Origin of the sequence: Halomonas sp. Cn5-12, from assembly GCF_021532545.1 — a bacterium.
GTDB classification, from domain to species: domain Bacteria; phylum Pseudomonadota; class Gammaproteobacteria; order Pseudomonadales; family Halomonadaceae; genus Vreelandella; species Vreelandella aquamarina.
The window spans coordinates 18,717-45,367 of sequence record NZ_JAKGAY010000024.1 but is presented as its reverse complement, the minus strand read 5'-3'; the positions used below and the strand labels follow the sequence as shown (position 1 = coordinate 45,367).

The following is a 26,651-nucleotide window of genomic DNA, read 5'->3' as shown; positions in this document are numbered from 1 at the left end:
GAGTGGTGGGACTATTTACCGATACAGAAGCTGCCAAAAATTTCGCCGAGCAGATCATCGGCGCTAAATTCGCCGGTGATCTCCCCCAGCGCTTGCTGCGCATCCCTTAGGTCTTCGGCAAGCAGCTCGCCTGCACCGTAGCCATCTAGCTGTGCTCGCCCGGTATCGAGTGCAGCCATGGCGCGGTCAAGGGCATCCAGGTGGCGGCGGCGGGCGGAGAAGCGGCCCTCTGTGGTTGCAGAGAAGCCCATCACCTCTTTCAGATGCGTTTTCAAACTATCCACACCCTCTCCGGTTTTCGCAGATAGCCGAATAATCGGAGTGGCTGTGGATAATTCAATGCCCGGCGCTTCAGCACTGGCATCGATTTTATTACGCACCAGGGTAAGCCTCCTTTGATCGGGGAGGCGCTCCACGAACTCAGGCCAGATGCTCATTGGGTCGGTAGCCGCTGTGGTGGAAGCATCCACCATAAGCAGTACGCGGTCGGCCTTTTCGATCTCTTCCCATGCCCGGGCAACACCGATTTTCTCTACTGCATCGGGCGTATCACGCAGCCCGGCGGTATCAATAATATGCAGCGGCATGCCGTCTAGGTGAATGTACTCCCGGAGTACGTCACGAGTGGTGCCCGCGATGTCCGTTACAATAGCCGTATCCTGCTCGGTCAGCGCGTTCAGTAGGCTCGATTTACCTGCATTGGGGCGTCCTGCAATCACCACGCTCATGCCCTCGCGTAGCAGCGCGCCTTGCCCAGCGGCCTTACGAACAGCAACCAGCGCCTGTTGAACACTCTCTAAGTGCATGGCGACATGGCCATCGGCGAGAAAGTCGATCTCCTCCTCCGGAAAATCGATGGCAGCTTCCACGTAAACGCGCAGCTCAATCAGCCGTTCGACCAGGGCGGAGACCCGCTGTGAGAACTCGCCCTGTAACGAGCGCACGGCGTTTTCAGCGGCGGAGCGGGAGGTAGCATCAATCAGGTCGGCAATCGCTTCCGCTTGGGCTAAATCTAGCTTGTCGTTTAGAAACGCCCGTTCGGAGAACTCCCCTGGCCGTGCCAGGCGAGCGCCTAGCTGCAGGCAGCGCTCAAGCAGCATATCCATAATGATGGGGCCGCCGTGGCCCTGCAGCTCCAGCACGTCTTCACCGGTGAAGGAGTGAGGGCCGTTGAACAGCAGCGCGATGCCTTCGTCAATAGTGCCCTCAGCGCCATGAAACGGGCCATAGTGGGCGTGACGAGGAGCAGGGCAGTCACCCAGTATCTCAGCGGCTATCGAGCGGCAGGCGGGGCCTGACACGCGAATGATGCCCACGCCGCCACGGCCAGGAGGGGTTGCCAAGGCGGTAATGGTGTCTTGGGTATAGAGTCGGTCGGCCATGACGCTTCCTAAAGACGAAAGAGGGAGAGAGTGTTTCGCGATGGCACTTATGATGAGCACCTTCGCCCTAAAACGCCAGACCCCCGCAAAGGCGGGGGTCTGGGAGTAGCAGAGGGGGCGATTACTTGGTTCGCATCCCTTTGCCGACGCTTGGATCCTTCTCGATGCTGCGCGTAATGAAGTACTGCTGCGCCACCGAGATGATGTTGTTGACCACCCAGTAGATGACCAAGCCTGCCGGGAACCACAGGAAGAAGAAGGTGAAGATAATCGGCAGCATCTTCATGATCTTCGCCTGCATGGGGTCTGGCGGTGTCGGGTTCAGCATCTGCTGAACAAACATCGAGATACCCATCAGAATCGGCAAGATGAAGTAGGGGTCTTTCACCGAGAGATCCTGGATCCAGAATATGAACGGCGCGTGGCGCAGCTCAACGGATTCCAGCAGCATCCAGTAAAGGGCAATGAATACCGGCATCTGTACCAGAATCGGCAAACAGCCACCCAGCGGATTGATCTTCTCTTTCTGGTAGAACTTCATCATCTCTTGAGACATTTTCTGGCGGTCATCGCCATACATCTCTTTAAGACGCTGCATCTCTGGGCCCAGTTTGCGCATACGCGCCATCGACTTGTAGGCCTTAGCAGAGAGCGGGAACAGCACCAACTTCACCAATACGGTGAGCAGTACGATGGACCAGCCCCAGTTGCCCACGATGTCGTGGATCTTATCCAGCAGCCAGAACAGCGGGTTGGCAATGAACCACAACCAACCGTAATCTACGGTGAGCTTGAGGTTCGGTGCGACTTGCTCGAGGTAGTCTTGCACCTTCGGGCCCATGTAAAGCGTTGCGCTCAGCGTGGCTTCACCCTCGGGAGCCACGCTGCTGGTGGGGCCAGCGAAGGCCACTACGTTACGATCTCGAGAATCGGTCGTTACGTAGTAGAGATTCTGCTGGTTTTGAGGCGGTGCCCAGGCGGACACAAAGTAGTGCTGGATGATCGCTATCCATCCGCCTTGGGCCTCGCGATTCTCGAAGTTACGTTTTTGGATCGTATCGAAATCGATCTTCTCGTAGCGCGCTTCAGGCGTGGAATAAGCAGCCCCTAGGTAAGAATTCATCCCCATGGCCACCCCGCTAGAGGGGTCAGGGCTATTGTCACGGGCTAGCTGGCCAATGAATCGAGCGGAAACCGGTGCTTCGGTATTGTTGGCCAGGTAGTAACTCACATTGACCGCATAGCTACCGCGATCGAATGTCAGACGTTTGATGACGTCGACACCATTCACGTTAGCTGTCAAATCGACGCTGATCTGCTCTTCGTCATCGCCCAAGCGGTACTCGTTACGCTCGGGAGTAAAAGCAATGCGGCTTGCCTGACCATCCAGTTGAAGGCCGGAGCGAGCAACATAGCTGCGCGTGGCGTTATCTGACAACAGCACGTAATTACGGTCGGAATCCAGCGTTAGTTTGTGCTGCGGCAAGGCTGCGTAGACGATATCGCCACCGAAGGGGTCGATGCGTACGTCTAGAACATCCGTGGTGACCGCAATGAAATCACGGCTGGCGGTGTCGCTTTGCTCATCGCCAACGCCTTCGCTAATAGCGTTGTTAGGCGCAGAAGTACTGGGGACGGAGAGATCGTCGCTACCGCTTTCGTTCGCAGGAGCCCCATTGCTGCTTTGGGTGATCTCTGGCGTCGAATCGTAGGTGGTCTGCCCGTAATCCTGATTCCACTGTATAACCAGAAGGTAGGCTAGTACGGCCAGTGGAATCAGTAATAAAAGTCGTTTTACGTCCATGAGGGTTCTGCCCGATGGGTGGTGAACATGCTAATGGCGCAGTGTCATTTACTCGACCCATGACACACGAAAGCCTGCCAAGCGGCAGGCCAAGGTCGAGCGGCGAGGTGCGTCGTCAAGCGTCACGTGTTACGCCATTAGGCGGGGGAGATGCAGACACCGCCTGTGCGTCGCGCTGAAGCCGTTTCCACATGCCGTGTAGCTGGCGAGTGAGCGTTTCGTTATCGATATCCTGAGCGCCGCGCTTTGCCAATATCACAATATCCACAGAGGGTAAGTGATCTTGACGCAGACGAACGGATTCCCGAACGAGTCGCTTGAAGCGGTTACGATCAACAGCGAGCTTCACATTTTTTTTGCTGACCACCAGTCCAATGCGGGGATGTCCCCGGGTACTCATGCGCGCGAGCGCCATCATACCTTTGCCATGAACTTTCAGGTCTGCCTGTTCAAACACGTGACTAAAATCCCCAGCGTTTAGCAAACGTAAGCACCGGGGAAAGCCTTGAGGCGACACACGCAATCCGAGATCAGGCGCTCAGACGCTTGCGGCCTTTGGCGCGGCGGCGTGCGATCACGGCACGGCCGTTTTTGGTTGCCATACGAGCACGGAAGCCATGCGCGCGCTTGCGCTTGAGAACGCTAGGTTGAAAAGTGCGTTTCATAACTCGTTATTCCCACGTGGTTTAGGACGGAAAGTGAATTCCAAAAGACCCGGTCCAGTGAGGAACTAGCCGGGGAGTTTCAATTCAAGACCGGAAATTGTAGAGACTTCCCGCGCCGGGTGCAATTTTTCCTTGCATAAAAAGCTCGAAAAAGGCAATAGCGGCGCGGTTTGGCGCCCACTACTCGTTTTCTTGCATCGCACTACTATTACTAATGAAGTTATTTAAAACCTACTGTTATTAATAGTGGGGATACTATTTGTGGATAAGTCATTTTAGGAGATTATTATCAACAGCTTGAAGAAATAAGAAATCTGTGTATAAGCATCTAATAACGCGCGAATAAACTGTGAATTTGGTGTGGTCAGGCGGTGACAACTTGCTCGAAAGGAGGGTTGTACCCATGGCATCACCGGGTTTTCCTAAGCCCTTACGGAAAGTTGTCCACAGGCGAAAAAGAGCTGCTAACGCGTGTGGATAACCGTGTCGTTGGGCGCTACAATGGTCGGCCGTTTTCAACCGATGGTGAGATGAGTGTCACTCGCGCTTTGGCAACAGTGCCTGGACTACCTGCAGGACGAACTGAATTCACAGCAGTTCAATACCTGGATACGTCCGCTGCAGGCAGAAGAAGGAGAGTCCAATGAGCTACGCTTGTTGGCGCCGAATCGTTTTGTGCGCGACTGGGTGAGTGATAAGTACGCCAAGCGTATTAGTGAGCTAATGCGCGAGCTTGCCCCTTCTAAGCCTCCCAAAGTGAGCCTGACCGTGGGCAGCCGACGAGCTGCAGCCCCTGCGCCACAGCCTAGAGAGCTTGGCAATCCGGTCTCGGCAGCTCCCGCTCAACCGGCTTCACCTGCGGTCCATACGCCCCCCCGGGGCGATATTGGCGATGAGCGTGAAATCGACCAGCTACGTGAAGAGAGTGGCCCTAGCCGTCGTGGTAACGAGCGCCAGGTGCAGGTAGAAGGCAGCTTGAAGCACAGTAGTGGCCTAAACCCTAATTTTACCTTCGACACCTTTGTGGAAGGTAAGTCTAACCAGCTGGCGCGTGCGGCTTCTCGTCAGGTCTCCGAAAATCCTGGTGGCGCTTATAACCCGCTGTTTTTATACGGTGGTGTTGGCTTAGGTAAAACGCACCTAATGCATGCAGTGGGTAATGCGCTGGCGGGCCGACGTGAAAATGCCCGCGTGGTCTACCTGCATTCCGAACGCTTTGTGGCCGACATGGTAAAAGCGCTGCAGCTTAATGCGATTAACGACTTTAAGCGTTTCTACCGCAGCGTTGATGCGCTTCTGATTGACGATATTCAGTTTTTTGCCGGTAAAGAGCGCTCTCAAGAAGAGTTCTTTCATACGTTTAATGCGCTGTTGGAAGGCGGTCAGCAGATGATTTTGACCTCTGACCGTTATCCCAAAGAGATCAGTGGCGTTGAAGAGCGGCTGAAGTCGCGCTTTGGGTGGGGGCTGACCGTCGCCATTGAGCCGCCGGAGCTTGAGACCCGAGTGGCGATTCTGATGAAGAAAGCCGATCAAGCCAAAGTGGATCTACCCCACGATGCTGCTTTCTTTATTGCTCAAAAGATTCGCTCAAACGTGCGTGAGCTTGAAGGCGCGCTGAAGAAGGTGATTGCTGACTCCCACTTTATGGGTAAAACCATCACTCAAGACTTTATCCGCGAGTCGCTCAAAGACCTTCTGGCGCTGCAGGATAAGCAGGTGGGAGTGGATAATATTCAGCGCACAGTGGCTGAGTATTACAAAATTAAGGTGGCGGATCTGCTCTCTAAACGGCGCTCTCGCTCGGTTGCGCGCCCTCGGCAAGTGGCCATGGCGCTGGCGAAAGAGCTGACCAACCACAGCCTTCCAGAAATTGGCGATGCGTTTGGCGGCCGAGACCATACCACCGTGCTGCACGCCTGCCGAAAAGTGAAAGCCCTGCAGGAAGAGAATGCGGATATCCGTGAAGATTACAAAAATCTGCTTCGCCTGCTGACGAGTTAACCCATTTTCGTTTGGGCCTGCCAAGCAGGTAGGCCTTTCAGGATAGACACCCGGAGTTTCGATGAAATTTACTATTTCCCGAGAGGCGCTGCTTCGCCCGCTGACTCTGGTGGCGGGCGTAGTGGAACGGCGCCAAACGCTGCCTGTGCTCTCTAACGTCTTGATTCAAGTGGAAGGTGACCAGGTCGCGCTGACCGGCACTGACTTGGAAGTCGAGCTGGTAGGCCGCACGGTGGCCAGCCAAGTGGACCAAGCAGGGGCGGCAACCGTACCAGCTAGAAAGCTGATGGATATTTGTAAGTCGCTGCCCGATCAGTCCGACATTCAGTTAGCAGTTGAAGAGGGGCGCGCGGTATTACGTAGTGGTCGTTCGCGCTTTACACTTTCTACACTTCCTGTAGCAGAATTTCCTAATATTGAAGATGCCGATGGCAGTCAGGAACTCAGCGTTCCCCGTGGCACGCTTAAGCATTTGATTGAGTCCACCTCCTTTGCCATGGCGCAGCAGGATGTGCGTTATTACCTCAACGGTATGCTGCTGGAAATTCAGAGCAATTTGCTGCGTACAGTCGCGACCGATGGACACCGGTTGGCGATGTGCTCGCGTCCCATTGACGTTGCAGTAAGCCAGTCTCAAAAGCTGATTGTGCCCCGTAAAGGTATCCTAGAGCTCTCTCGCCTGTTGGATGACAGCGATGAACCTGTCAGCCTCACCTTGGGATCAACGCATGTTCGTGCGCATACAGGTGACTTCACGTTTACCTCTAAGCTTATTGACGGCAAATTCCCCGATTATGAGCGCGTAGTGCCGCGCAATGGCGATAAGGTGCTGATTGCCGAGCGTGCCGAGCTTCGTCAAGTGCTGTCACGTACCGCCATTCTCTCCAACGAAAAGTATCGCGGTGTTCGGCTGTATCTTGAGGAAAATAACCTCAAAGTAATGGCCAACAACCCGGAGCAGGAAGAAGCGGAAGAGAACATTGCCGTGGAGTACAGCGGTAGCGCCATGGAAGTGGGCTTTAACGTTGGCTATCTGGTGGATGTGCTCTCTGTGCTTGATGAAGAGCGCGTACAAATTACCCTAGCCGACCCGAACAGCAGTGCCCTGCTGGAAGAGCCTGGCGGTGGTGATGCGCTGTATGTTGTTATGCCGATGCGCTTATAACCGCATTGGGACTGAATGAAAACGGCGCTTCTACATTGTCAGAAGCGCCGTTTTCGCATTTGGCAACGGATAGCGCGTTTCATGGTCTTACTAGGTGGCATTAGCGGATGAGCGTGACACAACTCACTTTTCACGGACTGCGTAACTTGGCTCCGGTTACGATTCATCCGTCACCACGTATCAATGTTATCTATGGCGTGAACGGTAGCGGAAAGACCAGTATTCTGGAAGGTATTCATATTCTAGGCATGGGACGCTCTTTTCGTACTCGTCAGCTGAAAAATGCCATTCAGTCAGAGGCGCCGTATATGACGCTGTACGGCCGCTTAGCAGGAGACCCTGAGGTGACGCTGGGGGTAAGGCGAATGCGGACTCAGCGTGAGCTGGAGCTGCGTTTGCGTGGCGAAAAGGGTGTCCGATTGGCTGAGCTGGTAGAAGCTATGCCGCTCCAGCTTATTAATCCTGATGCTTTTCGTTTGCTGGAAGGGCCACCCGCTGGTCGCCGTGAGTTCTTAGACTGGGGAGTGTTTCACGTGAAACATCATTTCCTAGACGCGTGGCAGCGGACTCGCCGGGCGGTGAAACATCGGAATGCACTTCTTAGGCGTGGTAGAATAGCGGCCAGTGAAATAGCGGTGTGGGAGCAGGAGCTCGCCCATTGGGGAGAGCAGATGGATAGGCTACGCCAAGCATGGTTTAGTGAGTTCTTGCCCGTATTTGATGAAACACTGAAAAAATTGCTGCCGCTGCCCGGGTTAACACTCCGCTATGCCAGAGGCTGGGATAAACAACGCTCGCTGGCAGATGTACTGCACGATAGCCGAGAAACCGACCAGCAGATGGGGTTTACGCAGCAGGGCCCACAGCGCGCCGATTTGCGTATTCGGTTGAACAAGCAGCCCGCAATTGAGGTGCTTTCCAGAGGCCAGCAGAAGCTGGTAGTGAGTGCATTAAAGCTCGCTCAAGGAAGGCTTCTGGAAAGTACCGCACAGCGGCACTGCATTTATTTGATAGATGATTTACCGGCAGAGCTGGACGAGCATCACCGCCGCCAGTTCTGCGCTTTGCTTGAAGAGATGCAGTGCCAAGCATTTATTACCAGCGTCGAGCCCACCGCGCTAAGCGATGTCTGGCAGCCCACTACTGCCGTTGAGATGTTTCACGTGAAACACTCCGAGCAAGGGTTTAGCCAGTGCCAGCCAGATGGGTAGACGACACGGAACGAGACAGACTTCACGACGGAGTGGTCAATGAGCGAGCAGGCTTACGATTCATCAAGCATCAAGGTGCTCAAAGGGCTAGACGCAGTACGTAAGCGTCCAGGCATGTACATCGGTGATACCGACGACGGCACCGGGCTGCACCACATGGTTTTCGAGTTGGTGGATAACTCCATCGATGAAGCCTTGGCAGGCCACTGTAGCGAAATTCGAGTGGTCATCCACGCGGATGAATCGGTAACCGTGAGCGATAATGGCCGGGGTATTCCGACCGAGCTACACGAGGGCGAGGGCGTCTCTGCGGCGGAAGTCATCATGACGGTGCTCCACGCGGGCGGTAAGTTCGACGATAACTCTTATAAAGTATCGGGCGGCTTGCACGGCGTGGGTGTGTCGGTGGTGAACGCGCTCTCAGAAGAGCTGCGCCTGACAATTTGGCGCCAAGGGGAGGTGTTTGAGCAAATTTATCATCACGGCGTTCCGCAAGCGCCGCTAAGCGTCGTAGGAAAAACGGAAAAAAGCGGTACCCGCGTGCATTTTCGCCCGTCTCCGGCGACGTTTGCCAACATCGAATTCCACTACGATATTCTGGCGAAACGCCTGCGTGAGCTCTCCTTCCTCAACTCGGGTGTAGCCATTCGCCTGATGGATGAGCGTAGCGGCAAAGAGGAGCTGTTCCATTACGAAGGTGGTTTGAAAGCCTTCGTTGACCACTTGAACAAAAACAAAACCGTTCTGAACCCGGTATTTCACTTCAACGCTGGGCGTGATGATGGTGTGGAAGTCGAAGTGGCAATGCAGTGGAGCGATGCCTTCACAGAGAACATCTTCTGTTACACCAACAACATTCCTCAGCGGGATGGCGGTACCCACTTGGCAGGGTTCCGCGCTGCGCTAACGCGTACGCTAAACCACTATATCGAAGCGGAAGGTCTGCTGAAAAAAGCCAAAGTGAACACGTCGGGCGACGACGCCCGTGAAGGCCTGACGGCGATCATCTCCGTCAAAGTGCCCGATCCGAAGTTTTCATCGCAAACCAAGGACAAGCTCGTCTCGTCCGAGGTGAAGACGGCGGTGGAGCAGGAGATGGGTCGCTTGTTTGCCGACTACCTGATCGAAAAACCCAACGAAGCCAAAGCCATCGTCAACAAGATGCTGGACGCGGCCCGTGCCCGTGAGGCGGCGCGAAAAGCTAGAGACATGACTCGCCGCAAAGGCGCTCTGGATATCGCGGGTTTGCCGGGCAAGCTAGCCGATTGCCAGGAGAAAGACCCAAGCCAGTCAGAGCTTTACCTGGTGGAGGGTGACTCGGCGGGGGGGAGTGCCAAGCAGGGGCGTGATCGTCGTACCCAGGCCATTCTGCCGTTGAAAGGTAAAATCCTGAACGTCGAAAAAGCGCGCTTCGATAAAATGCTTTCCTCCGCTGAAGTGGGCACGCTAATCACGGCGCTGGGCTGCGGCATTGGTCGGGAAGAGTTTAATCCCGATAAGCTGCGCTACCACTCGGTCATTATCATGACTGACGCCGACGTAGACGGTTCGCATATTCGTACGCTGCTACTGACGTTCTTCTTCCGTCAAATGCCCGAGCTGATTGAGCGTGGGCATATCTTTATTGCCCAGCCGCCGCTTTATAAAATCAAACGTGGTAAGCAAGAGCTCTATCTGAAAGATGAGCAGGCCATGATTGATTACCTGACCACCACCGCACTGGATGGAGCAGGGCTGCACGTTAATGCGGATGCGCCGGGCATTGCTGGCTCACAGCTAGAAGCGCTGGTGAATCAGTATCGCAACGTGATGAAGCGAATTGACCGTTTGGCGCGGGTTTACCCCATCGAAGTATTGAAGCAGGTAGTACATGCTACCGCGCTACAGGGTGAGCCTAGCTTGAAAGACCGCGTCACCATGGAAAACTGGATTGCCGAGCTGCAGAAAGCCATGGATGACATGGTGGCCTATGAAGGCGGCCCGCGCTATCAGTTCTACTTGCAAGAAGACACCGAGCGTGGCCTGCATTTACCGGCGGTATCGCTGATTGCCCACGGCGTCACCACAGAATACGTGTGGGGCCTGGACTTCTTTGAAAGTGCTGATTACCGCGCCATGGCAGGCTTAGGGGAAACCCTCAACGGCTTGTTGGATGAAGGTGCCTACATCGCCCGTGGTGAGCGCCAGAAGCCCGTTGCACACTTCTCTGAAGTGCTGACTTGGCTAATGCAGGAAGGCCAGCGTGGCCTCTCTGTGCAGCGCTATAAAGGGCTAGGTGAGATGAATCCAGACCAGCTGTGGGAAACCACCATGGATCCGGATAGCCGTCGTATGCTGCGGGTTACTATTGAAGATGCGGTAGCGGCGGATATGATGTTCAACACCTTGATGGGTGATGAAGTTGAGCCGCGTCGCGACTTTATCGAGACCAACGCACTCGTTGCTAACCTCGATATCTAAAAAGCCTCTTCAATGTGTTTCACGTGAAACATTGAAAAGCAAAAAACCGTAGGCGAAGCGCCTGCGGTTTTTTTATGGATGGTGGTGTTCAATGCTAGTATGAAAATTGTGGAAAGGTTAGTCCAAGACACCTGCGATTAAATCGTCAACAAAGGCAGCTAAATCAGCGTAGACCAAGGCATGCTCTAGCCCGTCCCCTTTTGCGAGGGTCTTTTCCCCTTTACCCGTTCTCACGAGAACGCTACGGCATCCCACCGATTCACCCGCTTGCAGATCGCGTAGGCTATCGCCCACCATCCAACTGCCTTTCAGACTGGAAAGCGTTAGTTTGTCCTGTATCTCGGTAAATAACCCAGGAAGCGGTTTACGGCAGCCGCACTGATCATCGGGGCCGTGAGGGCAGTAAGCGATATGGGCAATTTGGCCGCCTTCCGCTTCCACCAGCCCATGTAAGCGCTCATTCATAGTGTTCAGCGTAGCTTCATCGTAGAAGCCACGGGCGATGCCGGATTGATTAGTAGCCACCGCCACGGTAAAGCCTGCCTGGGTAAGGCGGGCAATCGCGCTAATGGCAGAAGGGTAGGGGATCCATTCGGCAAGGGATTTGATATAAGCATCCGAGTCGTGATTAATCACGCCATCGCGATCCAGTATCACAAGCTGCTGAGCGGTAATCATGAGGCTCCTCTTATTGCGGTGGGCAAAAACGTCAACATTAGCGTAAGCCCTGAAGCGCGAATGAGCGAGTGTTTCACGTGAAACATTCATGTGCTCAATAAAAAGCCCGACTTATCAAAAGCCGGGCTATCGGTTACGCCTTCAGAGCAGTCGACGCTCTAAACACTCATCGTATCACTGGGGTAGCTGAGAGATATCGGCCACTTCCAGGAACAGCGCCTGCAGGCTGGCAAGCAGGGCAAGGCGGTTACGACGAATAGCATCGTCATCTGCCATGACCATCACCTGATCAAAGAAGGCATCGACTGGCTCGCGCAGCGTGGCCAGTGCGTCTAATGCCTGCTGGTAATCTCCTTTGGCAAACAACGGGGCTACCTGCTGCTGGCTAGCCGTGACCGCTTCAAACAGCGCTTTTTCCGCCGCTTCTTGAAGAAGCGAAGCTTCTACCTGAGTGCTGCCATCATGCTCCTGCTTGCTCAGGATGTTGGAGACACGCTTGTTGGCAGCGGCCAGGGCTGCGGCTTCTTCACGTTGAGCAAAGGCTTTGACGGCACGTAAGCGACGCGCAAAATCCAGCGGTTTGGTCACCGGGCGCGCACGAACGGCGAGGTACATCTCAGCAGAGATGCCCTCTTCCTGGCCCCAGGCGCGGAAGCGGTCGAGCATGTAGGTCAACACGTCTTCTACGAGGCCCTCGGCTTTCGGGAGATTCTGGTGCTGGTCAGCAGTGATCTGCAGCAGCTCGCGCAGGTCGAGGTTCAACTCGCCTTTGACCAGGATGTTCAATACGCCAATGGACGCGCGGCGCAGGGCAAAGGGGTCTTTCGCGCCGGTGGGGCGTTGACCAATACCGAAAATGCCTACCAGCGTATCCAAGCGGTCGGCCAGAGCCAGCGCTTGGCCGGTCAGGCTTTGCGGAATCGCATCGCTGGCAAAGCGGGGTAGATACTGCTCCTCCAGCGCCTGGGCAACCTCCGCCGGTTCGCCATCCTGCTCGGCGTAGTAGCGGCCCATAATGCCCTGCAGCTCGGGGAATTCGAGTACCATCTCAGTGACGAGGTCACACTTGGCTAATGCCACGGCGCGCTGGGCGTGGGCCACATCGCCATGAATACGCTCGGCGATAAAGGTGGCGATGGCCGTGCTGCGGCGGGCTTTATCCGCCAGCGTGCCCAGCTGCTGCTGGAAGACCACGCTTTCTAATTGCGGAATGCGCGAGGCCAGCGTGTGCTTGCGGTCGGTATCGTAGAAGAAGGCCGCATCCGCCAAGCGTGGGCGAATGACCTTTTCATTGCCGGAGATCACTTGATCAGGGTCTTGGCTCTCGATGTTCGAGATAGTGATGAACAACGGCTTCAGCTTGCCCTGATCATCCAGCAGGTGGAAGTATTTTTGATTGGCCTTCATCGAGGAAATCAGGCACTCGGCAGGTACTTCCAGGAAGCGCTCGTCGAAGCTGCCGGTGAGCGCCACGGGCCACTCCACCAAACCGCTCACCTCTACCAGCAGGTCTTCATCGATGACGGCGTTGGCTTCCTGAACCTCGGCCTCGGCGAGCACCTGCTCACGAATACGCTCGCGGCGCTGCTGGCGGTCGGCCAGAACGTAGGCATTCTCGAGTGCCGCTAGATAGTCATCGGCGTGCTCGAGTTGGATGGCATCCGGCGCGTGGAAGCGGTGGCCGTAGGTGGTGCGGCTGGCCTCTAGACCCAGTGCTTCAGCAGCAATGACATCGCTGCCATACAGGGCGACCAGCCAGTGCACCGGGCGCGAGAACTCAGCGCGTGATGCGCCCCAGCGCATGTTTTTGGGTACGGGCAGCGACTGTAGCGTTTTGCGAATCATCTCCGGCAGCAGCGCTTGAACGCTGTCACCCTGCTGCTGTTCGCGGTAGCCAAGCCAGGTGCCCTTATCGGTTTCCAGGTGGATCAGCTCATCCACGCTGACGCCGCATGAGCGAGCAAAGCCTTCCGCTGCTTTGGTAGGGGTGCCATCTTTAAAGGCAGCGGCCAGCGCGGGGCCACGGCGCTCCACTTCACGGTCTGGCTGCTTGTCGGCAAGTCCGGTCACCTGCACCGCTAAGCGGCGTGGGGTAGCAAAGGCAGTCACGGTTTGGAACGGAATTTCAGCGTCTTGCAAACCTTTCTCGATGCCTGCAGCAAAGGCATCAGAGAGCGCGTCGAGCGCCTTTGGCGGGAGCTCTTCTGCGCCTAATTCTAATAAAAGCGTATCAACAGCCATTATGCGTCTCCCTGATCGGCGAATAGCTCGGGTAACAGTTCACGGCGCAATGCCTCGGGGGCCATGGGGAAGCCTGCTGCTTTGCGTGACTCGTAGTAGGCAGTGGCTACGTCACGCGCCATGGTGCGTACGCGCAGGATGAAGCGCTGGCGTTCCGTGACGGAGATCGCGTGGCGTGCGTCCAGCAGGTTAAACGTATGGGACGCTTTCAGCACCTGCTCGTAAGCGGGCAGCGGCAGGCTTGCGGCCAAGAGTTTGCTGCACTCTTTTTCCTGGTGATCAAACGCCGCGAAGAGCTGATCCACATCTGCGTGCTCAAAGTTATACGCAGACTGCTCGCGCTCGTTTTGCAGGTAGACATCGCCATAACTTACTTTGCTGCCGTCCGGCGCGATGGCCCATACCAGGTCGTAAACGCTATCGACGTTCTGCAGGTACATGGCGATACGCTCAAGCCCATAGGTCAGCTCGCCGGTGACGGGGTAGCACTCGATGCCGCCCGCCTGCTGGAAGTAGGTGAACTGAGTCACTTCCATGCCGTTGAGCCATACTTCCCAACCAAGGCCCCAGGCACCTAACGTGGGGGACTCCCAGTTGTCTTCCACGAAGCGCACGTCGTGGATCAGCGGGTCGAGCCCCAAACGCTTCAACGAGCCTAGGTAAAGATCCTGTAGGTTGCTGGGGGAGGGCTTCATCACCACCTGAAACTGGTAGTAGTGCTGCAGGCGGTTGGGGTTTTCGCCGTAGCGGCCGTCGGTTGGACGGCGGGAAGGCTGCACATACGCAGCGTTCCAAGTTTCTGGGCCAATCGCCCGCAGGAAAGTCGCAGGGTGGAAGGTGCCCGCGCCGACTTCCATATCGAGGGGCTGAAGGATGACGCAGCCCTGTTCTGCCCAATACTGTTGCAGAGCAAGGATCAAGCCTTGAAAGGTCGACACATCGGGTGTCGATTGGTTTGTCGAAACACTCATCGCGGAAAGCACCGTTGGCCATGAATTCATAAGCCGTCAAGTATACAATCACAGGCAGATGGGTTATAGGCACGTTAGCCAAAGAGCTGCTTTTGGTAAGGAGAACGAGATGATCGTGGTAACAGGCGGGGCCGGGTTCATCGGCGCCAATATTGTCAAAGCGCTAAATGCTCGTGGCCGTGACGATGTGATGGTGGTCGACGACCTACGTGATGGCACTAAGTTTGTCAATTTGGCGGACTGCACGCTGGCTGACTACTTGGATAAAGACGATTTCATCGCCCGCGTGAAAGCCGCGCTACGTGGTGAAACGGTGGACTTGCCCACCATCGATGCGATTTTCCATGAAGGGGCCTGTTCGGATACAACCGAGTGGGACGGGCACTATATGATGGAGAATAACTTCGAGTACTCCAAAGTGCTGCTCAACTACTGTGAAAAACTGGGCATTCCTTTTCTGTACGCGTCGTCAGCGGCGACCTACGGCGGCAGCGAGGTGTTCAAGGAAGCGCCAGAGTATGAAAAGCCGCTTAACGTCTACGGCTACTCCAAGCTACTGTTCGATCAGCACGTGCGTTCGCGCTGGAACGAGCTGACCACGCAGGTGGTGGGCTTCCGCTACTTCAACGTTTACGGGCCGCGAGAGCAGCATAAAGGCAAGATGGCCAGCGTGGCGTACCATAACCACCTGCAGATCCGTAACGGCGAAACGCTGAAGCTGTTCGGTGCTTACGGCGGCTATGAGGCGGGCATGCAGAGCCGCGATTTTGTCTACGTAGGCGATGTGGTCGATGTAAATCTCTGGTTCCTGGACAACCCCAGCGCCTCGGGCATCTTCAACTTGGGCACTGGCCGTGCGGAGCCGTTCAAGGCGATTGGCGAAGCGGTCATCGACTTCTATGGCCAGGGCAAGATCGATTACATTCCCTTCCCCCAAGAGTTGAAAGGGCGCTACCAAAGCTACACGCGTGCCGATATTAGCCAACTGCGTGCGGCAGGTTGTGACGTGGAATTCAAAACCGTCGCTCAGGGCGTTAAGGCGTACTTGGAGTGGCTAAATGGCTAACTCTGCCAAGCGACTGCTGGTAGTAGGCCCCTCCTGGGTAGGCGATATGGTCATGGCACAGAGCCTGTTTATGACCTTAAAAGCGCGCTACCCGGGTGCCACCCTTGGGGTGGTCGCCCCCGCTTGGTCTCAGCCGATTCTTGAGCGTATGCCAGAAGTAGATGAGGTGTTGCCATTGGCGGTGGGCCACGGTGAGTTTGGGCTGGCAAGCCGCCGCGAGCTGGCGGCCAGATTACGCGGCCGCTTTGACCGCGCCATCGTGCTGCCGCGCTCCTGGAAAGCAGCGCTGGTGCCCTTTATGGCGCGCATTCCCGAGCGGGTGGGTTTTTTAGGTGAGCACCGCTACGGGCTGTTAAAAGAGCGCCGCAAGCTAGACAAGCAGGTGCTGGACCAAACCGTAAAACGCTTTGTGTCACTAGGGCTGCCTTTGGAGGAGGCGCAAACCGGTCAGTTTGCCATTCCCAAACCACGGCTCACCATTGATCGGGATAATTTGGTGAACCTGCGTCTTACCCACGCGCTGTCATCACGCCCCGCCATAGGCATGATGCCGGGCGCAGAGTATGGCCCGGCCAAACAGTGGCCGCTTGAGTACTTCCACCAACTGGCAGCAAGGCTAATCAAAGATGGCTTTGAGGTACGCGTACTGGGCGGGGCCAAAGATCAGGCGGCGGGGCAAGCCATTGTGCAGGGCTTACCCCACGCGCATAACCTATGTGGAAAAACGCAGCTAGCGGATGCGGTGGATTTGCTGGCCGACTGCCGTCAGGTTGTGACCAACGATTCGGGCCTGATGCATGTGGCAGCCGCCGTGGGCGTAAGAATCCATGCGCTTTATGGCTCCTCCTCACCTGCCTACACGCCACCGCTCACGAACAATGCGGTAATTCACTACCTGGGGCTCTCCTGCTCGCCGTGCTTTCAGCGAACTTGCCCCCTGGGCCACACCAACTGCTTAAATGAGCTAGACGTAGAGCGCGTTTACCAAGCCATGCGTGCTGACCGGCAGAACGCTAACGGGGTGATCGTTAGCGCATAATCTCTACTTCGTCGGCGAGATCGGCGGGTGTCTCTGTGACCTGTTCAGCGATGCTCTCTTCGCTTTCACGCCGCTGTGGGGCGAGCCCTTCCCAGAGTCGATGCTGGAGGGCTGTCTCCTCCCGTAGCCGCTCATTCAGCGTCTCAAGCCCATGAATTTCGACCAGCGTGGGCTGACTGCTCAGCAGTGACGCACCTAACCCGGCACGGTTATCGTTCAGCGGCAGGCCCATGGCATCCAGAATTGTGGGAAACACATCTAGCATGGTGGCGCCTCTACGCACCCGCTGTGGTCGAATGCCATCACCTAGCATGATAAGCGTATTGTCGCGATCCAGCGCGGTGAGCTGATCCCATACCGATACGCGCATGGTGAGATGATCACTTAACACCACGACCAGCGTATTCTCCAGCAGCCCCTCTTGCTCTAACTGTTCGATAAAATCACGCGCTTGGCGCGCAGAGCACTCCACCGAGTAAAGAATATCCTGACCATCGAATTCGCCCTGGCGGTCCTGGCAGGTTTGTGAGGGGAACCCACTAGGCGCGTGCCCCGCGATGCTCAAGTTCACCACCGCCCAGGGGCCGTTATCTTCTTCGTTCAGGCGGCGTATTTCGTCAGCAGTAAAGTCGTATAGCGTATCGTCATACAGCCCCCAGCTATTCACATACTCTGGGTCATCAAGTTCAGGCAGCAGCTCCTCTTTGCCTTTCACGGTATTGAACTGGTGGCCGCGATAGAAAAGCCCCTTCCCGGCAAACTGCGTGCTGGCACCGCCCAAAAAGCTAAGCCGATAGCCTTGTTCAGCCAGCACATCTCCCAAGCAGTCAACGCCAGGTACTACCTTGGAAAGCGGTTCAAACTGGCTATCGTGTAGAAGTCCCGCAGGCATAAGCGGCACGCCGCACTGGCTGGCGATCATCCCAGCCATTGTCCAGCCGGTATTCTCCATCTGGTGAATGCCCTCAAACACCAGCCCGCGTTCGCCCAGCGCGGTTAAGTCCGCATACGCATCACCAAACAGCTCATTGCTGTAGGTGCGCTCTATGCTCTCTAAATACATCAGCAGTAGGTTGGGGGCATCGGGCTGGTCGCCGGTAGGCGGTGGCACATAGCGGCGGTCTAACCACGCGCCGTCGTCAGTCACAATGGCGGCACTGCGCTGGCCAATGCCATAGAGCAGCGGGTTAGCCGCCAGCAGCGCAATGGCAAAGAAGCGCTCGGTTAATCGCCAGCGCTGATCGTGGCGCGACAACCACGTTACGGATGCCAGCACCGCCAGTACGGTGAGCGTGTAGGACAGTGCCAGCAGCATTTTACCTGCCCCGCCATGCTCCGCCATGCCCGCCTGTAAATGAAAAAACACCGCCCCGAGGTCGACGTTTCCGAAGCTGTCGGCCAAATAAACATAGATGCTAAATAGGCTAAGTGGCGCAAGCGACCACGGCCACATAGCCCGGTAGCGAGCATTGAGCGGTGCACCCCAACGCAGTTTTAGGCCGACCCCAATCCATACGGCTGCGGTCAAAAAGAGTGTCCACCAGGGCAGGCGAGTTAGCACAGTGACGGCATAGCCGAGGCTGAGGCCAATCACAACCAGAGGCAGCCAGGGGGTAAGTTTGAGTGACCTTAAGGCGGGCATTCTGTATCCCTTTTCAGAACGTGCTAAATGAGTGGTTCAGCTTATCAAAAGTCGCGCGCTGTGGCCGTGTTAGCATGCAACTAAACGCGCCATGGTAATGAGCACCATGGCCATGGGTCTTAAACCAAGTGGGCAAAGGTGAACCGTGTCTATTTCCGCTGTGTTAATTGTCAAAAACGAAGCGCACCATTTACGTGAGTGCCTGGAAACGCTGACCTGGGCCGACGAAATCGTGGTGCTGGATGCGGGTAGCCAGGATGACACCTGCACGATTGCGCGTGAATTTACCGACCATGTGAGCGTTAATGCCGATTGGCAAGGCTTTGGTATTCAGCGCCAGAGGGCGGAAGCCCTGGCAAGCAGTGAGTGGATTTTGATGGTTGATGCTGATGAGCGCGTAACGCCTGAACTGCGCGACAGCATTAAAGATGCTGTTCAGCAGCCGCCTGCTGCCTATAGCGTGAGCCGCCTGTCGTGGTGCTTTGGCCGCTTTATTCGCCACTCTGGCTGGTACCCAGACCGCGTGCTGCGCCTCTACCCGAAACACCAGGCGGGCTATAACGCTGCGCTGGTGCATGAAAAGCTGGTGGTAGAAGCCGGGCTGGCTGAAAAGCCGTTATCCGGCGACCTGCTTCACTACACCTACCGCGACCTGCGCCACTATCTTGAAAAATCTGCGCATTACGCCCAGGCCTGGGCAGAGCAGCGCGCCGCACAGGGGAAAACGGCCACGCTGTGGCAGGGCATTAGCCACGGACTGGCCTGCTTTCTCAAAATGTATGTGCTTAAGGCGGGGTTTAAAGATGGCAAGCAGGGGCTGTTGTTAGCCCTGCTGTCCGCTCACTCAACCTTCGCTAAGTACGCGGATCTCTGGGTTCGTACGCAGACCTCCGAGAAGCAGCGCTGAGATCTGGTGGGCTGCCGCGTCGAGATCGATGGCAGTCATGTCCTGTGTGTCAGCGCCTGAAGGCGGGCTAAACGCCAGGCGCTTTTCCGCCCGGTTGCAGGTTTGCCAGCGCAGCGGCGTGGCTGAGCGCTTGGCCGGATAAAACCCCGCCGTGGCAATGTCCAGGCAGCCTGCGATATGCAGCGGCCCGGTTGAGCCGGCAATCAGCATATCCGCTCCGCCAAGCTGTAGGGCAAAGTCGTCGACACCTGCGGTGTCGGGGAAGTGGTCTGCTACAACACCATTTGTGGCAAGCTGCTCCCTCAACTCTTGTGCCTGGGGCTGCTCACTGGGGCCAGCGCTGATCAGCCAGCGTAGTGGTAGGTGCTGGCACTGCTGGTGCACTTGAGTGATCAGCGCTGCGTACTGCGCTACCGATAGATTCACAGCCGAGCCGCCGCTGCCAGGATGAACCACCACCACGCGCTCTGAAGCGTCGTTGACCAACGTTTGTCGCTGTTCATAACGCTGCGCGAAATCCATCGGCCAGAAGGGGGGCGAGGGCAGGGTGGAAAGCGTTAGCGAAAGGCGAGCCAGCAGTTCACAGGCCAAATCGACGTTGTACTGGTACTCCGGCTTTGCTGATTGCGAGCGGCGCTGGCGTACCCGTACGTTATAGAACACCTGCGCCCACTTGGTCGCCGGGGCAACGCGCAGCGGAATGCCTGCTTTCATGCCTAGCCAACCAATGCGCGGTGTCGAGAACAGCGTTAGCAGTGCATCGAATTTCGATTGTTTCACGTGAAACAATAGCGCCTGCTGCGCCGCTTTATCGGCCTGGCTGCCAGGGTCGATAATGACCTCGTCCACCCATGGGCACGCATTGGCTAACGGGGCCGTATAGGCAGGCACCAGTACCGTCACGTGGGGCGCAGGCGATGCCTGTTTCAAACACGCCAAAGCTGGCCACGCCAGCATAAAATCGCCGATTTTATCGTTACGCACGACAAGCAGTTTCTGCGCCATGATTTTAGGCCCCGTTAATAGCAGCCTGTATACTACAAGAGATTGTATTGATTGTTTAACGGTGCGCGGCTGGGTAGGGAATACGATGGCAAATAAGGTACTGCAACTGTGTCTTTCAGATGGCAAAGGCGGGATGGAGTTATACGTAGACCGTATTATTGAAGACCTGCAGTCAGAAGGGTGGGAAGTCTTCGGCATCTGCCTGAAAGATACCAAGGTAGCCACCTATATGCAGCGCAATGGGATTCCTTATAAGGCCTTTGCTAGCAACAGCCAGGCGCTCTCCCACGTATTCTCCATACGCCGCTGGCTGATCGAACAGAATATCTCTGTTATTCACTGCCATAAATCCAGTGATTTACGCCTCACCACGCTGTTAAAAGCACTGCTACCAAAACTAAGAATAATTTACACTGATCACGTGGGTGGGCAGCGCCCCAAAAAAAGCCCTTATCATCGTGTTGCCTATGGCAGTGTGGATCTTGTGCTCTCTATCAGCCAAGCAACGCATCAGCGTAATGTCCGCAATTTACCGCTTTCCCAGGAGCGTGTGGTTTGCTTGCCCCACGGGGTCGATATCGAGAAGTACCAGCCCACGAGTGACTCTGCTGCCATTGCGGCCAAACGCGAAGCGCTGGATGTTCCGGCGGATGCGGTGATGATTGGGTTGCCAGGGCGCGTCACACCGGGTAAAGGCCAGGACATATGGGTGAAAGCGCTGTTGGAATTAGACCCATCGCTTAACTTCTATGCGCTCTCAATTGGTGGCACAGACTATGCCTCCGGAGGTGTGGAAGCGTTTTATGCCGAGCTGCAGCGCACCATCGCGGGCACGCCGCTGGCGGATAAAATCACCTTTCTAGGGCATCGCAGTGACCTGACGGATATTTTGCCCGTGCTGGATGTGGTGTGCATTCCTTCGGAAAATGAAGCGTTCGGCCTGACCATCATCGAATCCATGGCCTGTGGGATGCCGATCATTGGCTCGAATACCGGGTCGTTGCCGGAGCTAGTGGATGCTGATTCCGGCGTGCTGCTAGGCCCGTTTGACGTGCCCGCCTGGCGCGATGCCATGGACACGCTCATTCGTGATGCGGCCACACGTCAAGCCATGGGGCGTGCCGCGCGGCGGCGCGTCGAGGAGCACTTCAGTAACAAGCAGCACGTGAAGCGCTTAATGGAGATCTACTCAGTGTCGGCATAGCCTGCGTAAAGCGGCGCCATCAGATTTTCCACTTGGCTAGGGGCAAACTTCACCACCGACCGCTCCAGCCGCTGTAGGTTACGTGCCTGCCATTTGCCCGGCGGGCGCAGTCGGCAGCGGTCGAGATCGATTAGCCAGGGTTTGCCAGCCTCATCCACCAGAATATTACGGGCGTTGAGATCCACATGATCGAGCCCTGCCTGGTGAAACCGCTTGATCATGGCGCCTACGCGCATCAACAGCGCCTCGTCTGCCTCTTCGGCGCTCAGTAAGGAGGCGAGCGCTCGGGCGCCCGGGATGCGTACGGTCAGCAGGGCCGCCTCATAGGTCAAACCGAACCGAGTGACGCAGCAGGCCACTGGGCGAGGCACGGGAAGCCCTTGCTCATACAGCGCGGCGGTCAAGCGCACTTCACGAAACGCTCGTGTGCGCTCTGCCCCCAGCCAGACATAGCGTTGCTTGCTGACCTTGGCGATGAGCCCGCCGCGCTGGTAAGGGCGCAGCACCCACTGCTCGTGGTCGCGTGCTTGCAGGAACAGGCTGCTGCCCCGGCCAGGTGCTTCGCCGACTACCAGGCCTTGCGATTGCCAGTAATCTGACTCGAACAGCGCCGTGCTCAGTGGGTGAGTCGGGGAGGACAGTTGGTGTGATGCGCAGGCGTCACTTAAACTGTCTGCATCATGTAAAATCAGCCCATTTTTCTGCTGGAGTGCCGCTAAGCGCATGAAGCCCTCTCTGCCTGCTCAACCAAACCATATTGCTATTTTGCGCCTCTCCGCTCTGGGAGATGTGTGCAATCTCGTGCCCACGGTGCGAGCGTTGCAGCGCCAGTGGCCGAACGCGCGCATTACCTGGATTATCGGCAAGGGGGAGCACAGTTTACTGGCCGGGCTTTCCGGGGTCGAGTTCGTCGTGTACGACAAATCGACGGGGCTCTCCGGCATGCGCGCTATCTGGCGCGAACTGGCGGATACCCGCTTCGATGTGCTGCTGCATATGCAGCAGGCCATTCGCGCCAGCGTGCTCTCGCTGGGCCTTAAAGCCAATGTGCGCGTCGGCTATGACAAAGCCCGTGCCAAGGACGCCCAGCACTGGTTTACCCAACACCAGCTAGCGCCCCATGCCAACGCCCACGTGCTGGAGTCATTCATGGACTTCGCCCGTTTACTGGGCGTCGAAGACGACCGCCTAGAGTGGAATCTCGCGGTGCCCGCAGTGGCCTATGAGGAAGCCCGCGCTATTAGTGGCGATGCGCCTTATTTAGTGATTAATCCTTGTAGCAACGCGCGGTTGCGCAACTTCCGCAACTGGTCGGTGGAAGGCTACGCCAGCGTGATTGAACACGCGTGGGTGCAGCACGGTCTGAAGAGCGTACTCACCGGTGGCGGCAGCCCGCTTGAGCGGGAAATGGGTGACCATATCGAAGCGCTCTGCCAGTCAGGTAGTGTGATCAACGCCATTGGCGGCACCTCGTTGAAGGGCGTATTGGCGTTGATCGATAACGCCCGCGCGGTGATCGCCCCGGATACTGGCCCGGCTCATATGGGCAACGCCATGGGCACGCCGACGCTTGGCCTCTATGCCACCACCAACCCTCAGCGGGCCGCCCCCTACTTGTGGCGCGATTTTGCCGTCAATGCCTACCCCGATGCGGTACGCACCTACCTGCATAAATCGGTGGACGAGGTGAGCTGGGGGCAGCGAGTACGCCATGCCGATGCCATGGACTTGATCAAGGCTGACGATGTGATTGCCAAGCTAGACGCGCTGCTGGCGCACACCGCAGCGCAGACCACAACAGGACCCTCGGATGAAAGTTGATTTAACCGCCCTGGAACATGCCCGCGTACTGGTGGTAGGCGACGTCATGCTCGACCGCTACTGGCACGGCGGCACCTCGCGGATCTCCCCAGAAGCGCCGGTGCCCGTGGTACGCGTGGAAGATGCCGACGACCGCCCCGGTGGCGCAGCCAACGTAGCGCTCAACGTGGCTTCATTAGGCGGCCATGCGGCACTGGCGGGTGTGGTGGGCGAGGATGAGAATGCCGAGCTGCTCACCAAACGCCTGGCTGCATCTGATGTAAGCACTTACTTTCAGCGCAGTGCCGAGATTCCCACGATCACCAAGCTGCGAGTGATGAGCCGTAACCAGCAGTTGCTGCGCTTGGACTTTGAGCAGCGCCTCGACAGTGTGGATACCAGCGGCCTGCTGACACAGGTTGAGCAAGCCCTGCCTGAGTGCGACGTGGTGATTTTATCGGACTACGGCAAGGGTACGCTCAACCAAGTGGAGCGGCTAATCGAGATGGCTCGCCACCACAGCAAGCGAGTGCTGATCGACCCCAAGGGCCAAGACTTCACCAAGTACCGGGGGGCCAGCTTGATTACCCCCAACTTAACCGAGTTTGAAGCCGTGGCGGGCCCATGCGCCACCGACGCCATACTGGCCGAGCGAGGCGAAGCGCTGCGTGCTGAACTTGAGTTAGAAGCGCTGCTGATTACCCGCAGTGAGAAGGGCATGACGCTGATTCGTGAAGGTCATGCACCGCTGCACCTGCCCACCCGTGCCCAGGAAGTGTTCGATGTCACGGGGGCCGGCGATACCGTGATTGGCCTGATGGGCCTGGCCCTGGCCGCTAACCATGCGCTGCCGGAAGCCATGATGCTGGCCAATCTGGGCGCGGGCCTGGTGGTGGCCAAGCCGGGTACCGCCACGCTCTCCATTGCCGAGCTTTACACCGCGCTGCATGGCGACAAGCTGGCCGAGTTCGGCGTGATCGAGCCAGCGCCTCTGGTCGATGCCGTTCGCGCTGCGCAGCTGCGCGGTGAGCGGGTGGTGATGACCAATGGCTGCTTCGATATTCTCCACGCAGGCCATGTGGCCTACCTGGAACAGGCCAAGCGCCTGGGTGACCGGCTGATTGTGGCGGTCAACGATGATGCGTCCATTGGCCGGTTGAAAGGGCCGAAGCGCCCCATCAACCCGTTGAACCGACGGATGCAAGTGCTGGCCGGGCTCGGTGCGGTGGATTGGGTCGTGCCATTTAGTGACGACACGCCCGCCGCCCTGATTGAGCAAGTACTGCCGGATATCCTGGTTAAAGGCGGCGACTACCGCCCCGAGGATATCGCTGGAGGCAGCGCCGTGATTGCCAACGGTGGCGAGGTGAAAGTGCTGGGCTTTGAAGATGGCGTTTCCACCACGGCGATGATCAGCTCCATTCTGGACCGCGAAAGTTAATGGCAGCCCCCCGCTGGCCACGGCTGGCCTATTCGGCGGCGCTCTATGGGCTAGCGCCGTTGATCGGCTGGCGCATCTGGCGTGAGCAAGTGCCTACTTACTCACGGCTCCAGCGGCTGGGGTTGTGCCTCGAACCGCTGCCGCCCCCACCGCGCATTTGGTTGCACTGTGCCTCGGTAGGTGAGGTACGCGCTGCCCGCCCGCTGATCGAAGGGCTGCTGGCGCGCTTTCCCCACTATAGCCTGCTGCTGACCACCATGACCGCCACCGGTGCCCAGCAGGCGCTGGCGCTGATAGCAGAACAGGACGCTACCGATCAGCCTCGTCTTGCCCATCGGTTTCTTCCGCTGGATTTCCCCGGCGCGGCCAAGCGCTTTGTGGCCCGCGTAAGACCTGCCCTGGCCATCCTGTTTGAAACCGAGCTGTGGCCTAACCTGCTCTATGCCTGTCGACGGAAGGCAGTGCCGGTGGCAGTGGTCAACGGCAGGCTATCGCCCCGTGCGTTTAGCCGTTACCAACGGCTGCGCCCGCTGATGGAAAGCGCCCTCGCCAATGTGACGTGGCTGGCTGCCAAGTCGTCACAGGATGCCGAGCGTTTCCAGGCATTGGGCTGCGCGCCTAGCACTACCAGCGTGGTGGGTTCGCTGAAGTTTGAGCAACCCTTGCCGACCAAGGCACTAAAAGAGAGTGAGTGCTTACTACAGGCATGGGATGGGCGGCCCGTTTGGGTAGCGGGGTCCACCCGTGAAGGGGAAGAGGCGCTACTGCTGTCGGCACACCGTCAACTGCTTAAACACTTTCCAGAGGCGCTTTTAGTGCTTGTTCCACGCCACCCCCAGCGCTTTGACGACGTGGCTCAACTTTGTGAGCGTGACGGCTGGGAGGTCAGTCGCCGTAGCCAGCAACAGCCTGTCACGCCTTCCACTCAAGTGTATTTGGGCGACACATTAGGCGAGCTGTCAGCGCTGTACGGTGCGGGGAGCGTGGCCTACGTGGGCGGCAGCCTGGTACCGCTGGGCGGGCACAACGTGTTGGAACCTGCTGCGCTGGGTAAGCCCGTGCTGTGTGGTCCGTCGCTGGAGAACTTCAGCGATGTTGCCGAGCCGCTCTTGGCGGCCAAGGCGCTGACCGTGGTTGATTCCGCAGAAGCGCTTGCAAGCGCCTTGGCAGAGTATATCGTTTGCCCTCAGCGTGCTCGGCAGGCGGGTGAAGCAGGGCAGGCGGTGATCGAAGCCCATCGCGGGGCGCTGTCGCGCACCTTGGATGGGCTTGGCCGCTACTTATAGCGCCGTCCGCTCTACGCCATCAGTCTTGCCCAGCAGCAGTATGTCGGCGCCGCGTGCGGCAAACAGACCGTTGGTAACCACGCCGACAATGGCATTAATGCGTGCTTCCATGGCGACCGGATCATCAATCATAAAATTAAAGCAGTCGATAATATGGTTACCGTTATCGGTCAGCACCCCTTGGCGATACACGGGCTCTGCCCCCAGCTTGACCAGCTCCCGCGCTACGTAGGAGCGCGCCATGGGAATCACCTCCACCGGCAGCGGAAAGTGGCCTAGCTGTGCCACGTATTTGGAACCATCGGCGATACAGATGAAGCGTTTGGCGCAAGCGGCCACAATCTTTTCACGGGTCAGCGCTGCGCCGCCGCCTTTGATCATATGTAAGTGAGCATTTACTTCGTCTGCACCATCGATGTAGAAAGGCACGTCGCCCACATGGTTCAGTTCAAACACCTCGATACCCAGGCCTTTCAGCCGTTCGGCACTGGCTTCCGAGCTGGCAACAGCACCTTTAAACCGGTCGCGTAGAGGGCCTAAGCGGTCGATAAATAGGTTGGCCGTCGAGCCGGTACCGATGCCCAGCACCGTGTCTTTATCCAGGTGAGGCTCAATTTCGCGAATGGCGGCATCTGCCACGGCGGCTTTTAGTTCATCTTGTGTCATGATGGTTCCAGTAT

At 57.1% G+C, this 26,651-nt stretch carries 22 protein-coding genes; 11 read left to right on the top strand and 11 right to left on the bottom strand.

Annotated elements, in window-relative coordinates:
- Positions 1–11: 11 nt before the first annotated feature.
- The 4 genes from mnmE to rpmH all read right to left on the bottom strand — a co-directional run bounded on the left by mnmE (position 12) and on the right by rpmH (position 3,851).
- Positions 12–1,382, bottom strand: coding sequence for a tRNA uridine-5-carboxymethylaminomethyl(34) synthesis GTPase MnmE (mnmE, locus tag L1249_RS12900; protein ID WP_228168952.1), 1,371 nt, complete (start codon positions 1,380–1,382; stop codon positions 12–14).
- 121 nt (positions 1,383–1,503) lie between these two features.
- A complete protein-coding gene (gene yidC / locus L1249_RS12895) occupies positions 1,504–3,186 on the bottom strand; it encodes a membrane protein insertase YidC (RefSeq protein WP_058577314.1) in 1,683 nt (560 codons plus the stop codon).
- Positions 3,187–3,301: 115 nt separating this feature from the next.
- The gene (rnpA, locus tag L1249_RS12890; protein ID WP_228168951.1) at positions 3,302–3,703 is read right to left on the bottom strand and encodes a ribonuclease P protein component; all 402 of its coding nucleotides are present in this window, start codon (positions 3,701–3,703) and stop codon (positions 3,302–3,304) included.
- Positions 3,704–3,716: 13 nt separating this feature from the next.
- Positions 3,717–3,851 (bottom strand): 50S ribosomal protein L34, encoded by a 135-nt coding sequence (rpmH, locus tag L1249_RS12885; RefSeq protein WP_009723348.1) that lies wholly within the window; start codon positions 3,849–3,851, stop codon positions 3,717–3,719.
- A 534-nt stretch (positions 3,852–4,385) separates the two neighbouring features.
- On the opposite strand from rpmH, the gene dnaA reads away from it, so the two are divergent.
- The 4 genes from dnaA to gyrB all read left to right on the top strand — a co-directional run bounded on the left by dnaA (position 4,386) and on the right by gyrB (position 10,691).
- The gene (gene dnaA / locus L1249_RS12880; RefSeq protein WP_058577312.1) at positions 4,386–5,855 is read left to right on the top strand and encodes a chromosomal replication initiator protein DnaA; all 1,470 of its coding nucleotides are present in this window, start codon (positions 4,386–4,388) and stop codon (positions 5,853–5,855) included.
- Positions 5,856–5,916: 61 nt separating this feature from the next.
- A complete protein-coding gene (dnaN, locus tag L1249_RS12875) occupies positions 5,917–7,020 on the top strand; it encodes a DNA polymerase III subunit beta (RefSeq protein WP_228168950.1) in 1,104 nt (367 codons plus the stop codon).
- Positions 7,021–7,127: 107 nt separating this feature from the next.
- The gene (gene recF, locus L1249_RS12870) at positions 7,128–8,231 is read left to right on the top strand and encodes a DNA replication/repair protein RecF (protein ID WP_228168949.1); all 1,104 of its coding nucleotides are present in this window, start codon (positions 7,128–7,130) and stop codon (positions 8,229–8,231) included.
- Positions 8,232–8,270: 39 nt separating this feature from the next.
- The gene (gene gyrB / locus L1249_RS12865; RefSeq protein WP_062361536.1) at positions 8,271–10,691 is read left to right on the top strand and encodes a DNA topoisomerase (ATP-hydrolyzing) subunit B; all 2,421 of its coding nucleotides are present in this window, start codon (positions 8,271–8,273) and stop codon (positions 10,689–10,691) included.
- Positions 10,692–10,808: 117 nt separating this feature from the next.
- Here the strand turns inward: gyrB and gmhB are convergent, their stop codons facing one another.
- The 3 genes from gmhB to glyQ all read right to left on the bottom strand — a co-directional run bounded on the left by gmhB (position 10,809) and on the right by glyQ (position 14,581).
- Entirely contained in the window at positions 10,809–11,369 is a 561-nt protein-coding gene (gene gmhB / locus L1249_RS12860; protein WP_172415790.1) for a D-glycero-beta-D-manno-heptose 1,7-bisphosphate 7-phosphatase, read from the bottom strand.
- 174 nt (positions 11,370–11,543) lie between these two features.
- The gene (glyS, locus tag L1249_RS12855) at positions 11,544–13,610 is read right to left on the bottom strand and encodes a glycine--tRNA ligase subunit beta (RefSeq protein WP_228168948.1); all 2,067 of its coding nucleotides are present in this window, start codon (positions 13,608–13,610) and stop codon (positions 11,544–11,546) included.
- Complete coding sequence (gene glyQ / locus L1249_RS12850) at positions 13,610–14,581, bottom strand: glycine--tRNA ligase subunit alpha (protein ID WP_228168947.1); 972 nt, start codon at positions 14,579–14,581, stop codon at positions 13,610–13,612. Before glyQ ends, glyS begins: the two co-directional genes overlap by 1 nt.
- Positions 14,582–14,690: 109 nt before the next feature.
- On the opposite strand from glyQ, the gene rfaD reads away from it, so the two are divergent.
- Positions 14,691–15,647 carry an ADP-glyceromanno-heptose 6-epimerase gene (gene rfaD, locus L1249_RS12845; protein WP_044628559.1) on the top strand — a complete coding sequence of 319 codons (957 nt, stop codon included), beginning with the start codon at positions 14,691–14,693 and terminating at the stop codon, positions 15,645–15,647.
- Positions 15,640–16,686, top strand: coding sequence for a lipopolysaccharide heptosyltransferase II (gene waaF, locus L1249_RS12840; protein WP_062361526.1), 1,047 nt, complete (start codon positions 15,640–15,642; stop codon positions 16,684–16,686). The genes rfaD and waaF overlap by 8 nt, the downstream gene beginning before the upstream one ends.
- Here the strand turns inward: waaF and L1249_RS12835 are convergent.
- Complete coding sequence (locus L1249_RS12835) at positions 16,676–18,328, bottom strand: sulfatase-like hydrolase/transferase (protein ID WP_228168946.1); 1,653 nt, start codon at positions 18,326–18,328, stop codon at positions 16,676–16,678. The two genes, waaF and L1249_RS12835, sit on opposite strands and share 11 nt — an antisense overlap.
- Before the next feature lie 145 nt (positions 18,329–18,473).
- Here L1249_RS12835 and L1249_RS12830 point away from each other — a divergent pair, with 145 nt between their 5' ends.
- Positions 18,474–19,235 (top strand): glycosyltransferase family 2 protein, encoded by a 762-nt coding sequence (locus tag L1249_RS12830; protein WP_228168945.1) that lies wholly within the window; start codon positions 18,474–18,476, stop codon positions 19,233–19,235.
- On the opposite strand, the gene L1249_RS12825 is transcribed toward L1249_RS12830, so the two are convergent.
- Complete coding sequence (locus L1249_RS12825; RefSeq protein ID WP_044628555.1) at positions 19,173–20,240, bottom strand: glycosyltransferase family 9 protein; 1,068 nt, start codon at positions 20,238–20,240, stop codon at positions 19,173–19,175. The genes L1249_RS12830 and L1249_RS12825 overlap by 63 nt on opposite strands.
- Before the next feature lie 85 nt (positions 20,241–20,325).
- Here L1249_RS12825 and L1249_RS12820 point away from each other — a divergent pair, with 85 nt between their 5' ends.
- A complete protein-coding gene (locus L1249_RS12820; RefSeq protein WP_228168944.1) occupies positions 20,326–21,444 on the top strand; it encodes a glycosyltransferase family 4 protein in 1,119 nt (372 codons plus the stop codon).
- Here the strand turns inward: L1249_RS12820 and L1249_RS12815 are convergent.
- Entirely contained in the window at positions 21,426–22,169 is a 744-nt protein-coding gene (locus L1249_RS12815; protein WP_228168943.1) for a 3-deoxy-D-manno-octulosonic acid kinase, read from the bottom strand. The two genes, L1249_RS12820 and L1249_RS12815, sit on opposite strands and share 19 nt — an antisense overlap.
- Here L1249_RS12815 and L1249_RS12810 point away from each other — a divergent pair.
- The 3 genes from L1249_RS12810 to waaA are packed head-to-tail and all read left to right on the top strand — an operon-like array spanning position 22,168 to position 25,971.
- Positions 22,168–23,265, top strand: a complete 1,098-nt coding sequence (locus L1249_RS12810; RefSeq protein WP_062375148.1) for a glycosyltransferase family 9 protein — start codon at positions 22,168–22,170, stop codon at positions 23,263–23,265. The two genes, L1249_RS12815 and L1249_RS12810, sit on opposite strands and share 2 nt — an antisense overlap.
- Positions 23,255–24,685, top strand: a complete 1,431-nt coding sequence (hldE, locus tag L1249_RS12805) for a bifunctional D-glycero-beta-D-manno-heptose-7-phosphate kinase/D-glycero-beta-D-manno-heptose 1-phosphate adenylyltransferase HldE (RefSeq protein ID WP_058577300.1) — start codon at positions 23,255–23,257, stop codon at positions 24,683–24,685. The genes L1249_RS12810 and hldE overlap by 11 nt, the downstream gene beginning before the upstream one ends.
- A complete protein-coding gene (waaA, locus tag L1249_RS12800) occupies positions 24,685–25,971 on the top strand; it encodes a lipid IV(A) 3-deoxy-D-manno-octulosonic acid transferase (RefSeq protein WP_058577299.1) in 1,287 nt (428 codons plus the stop codon). The genes hldE and waaA overlap by 1 nt, the downstream gene beginning before the upstream one ends.
- Here the strand turns inward: waaA and rpiA are convergent.
- Positions 25,966–26,637, bottom strand: coding sequence for a ribose-5-phosphate isomerase RpiA (gene rpiA, locus L1249_RS12795; RefSeq protein WP_044628549.1), 672 nt, complete (start codon positions 26,635–26,637; stop codon positions 25,966–25,968). The two genes, waaA and rpiA, sit on opposite strands and share 6 nt — an antisense overlap.
- Positions 26,638–26,651: the final 14 nt, after the last annotated feature.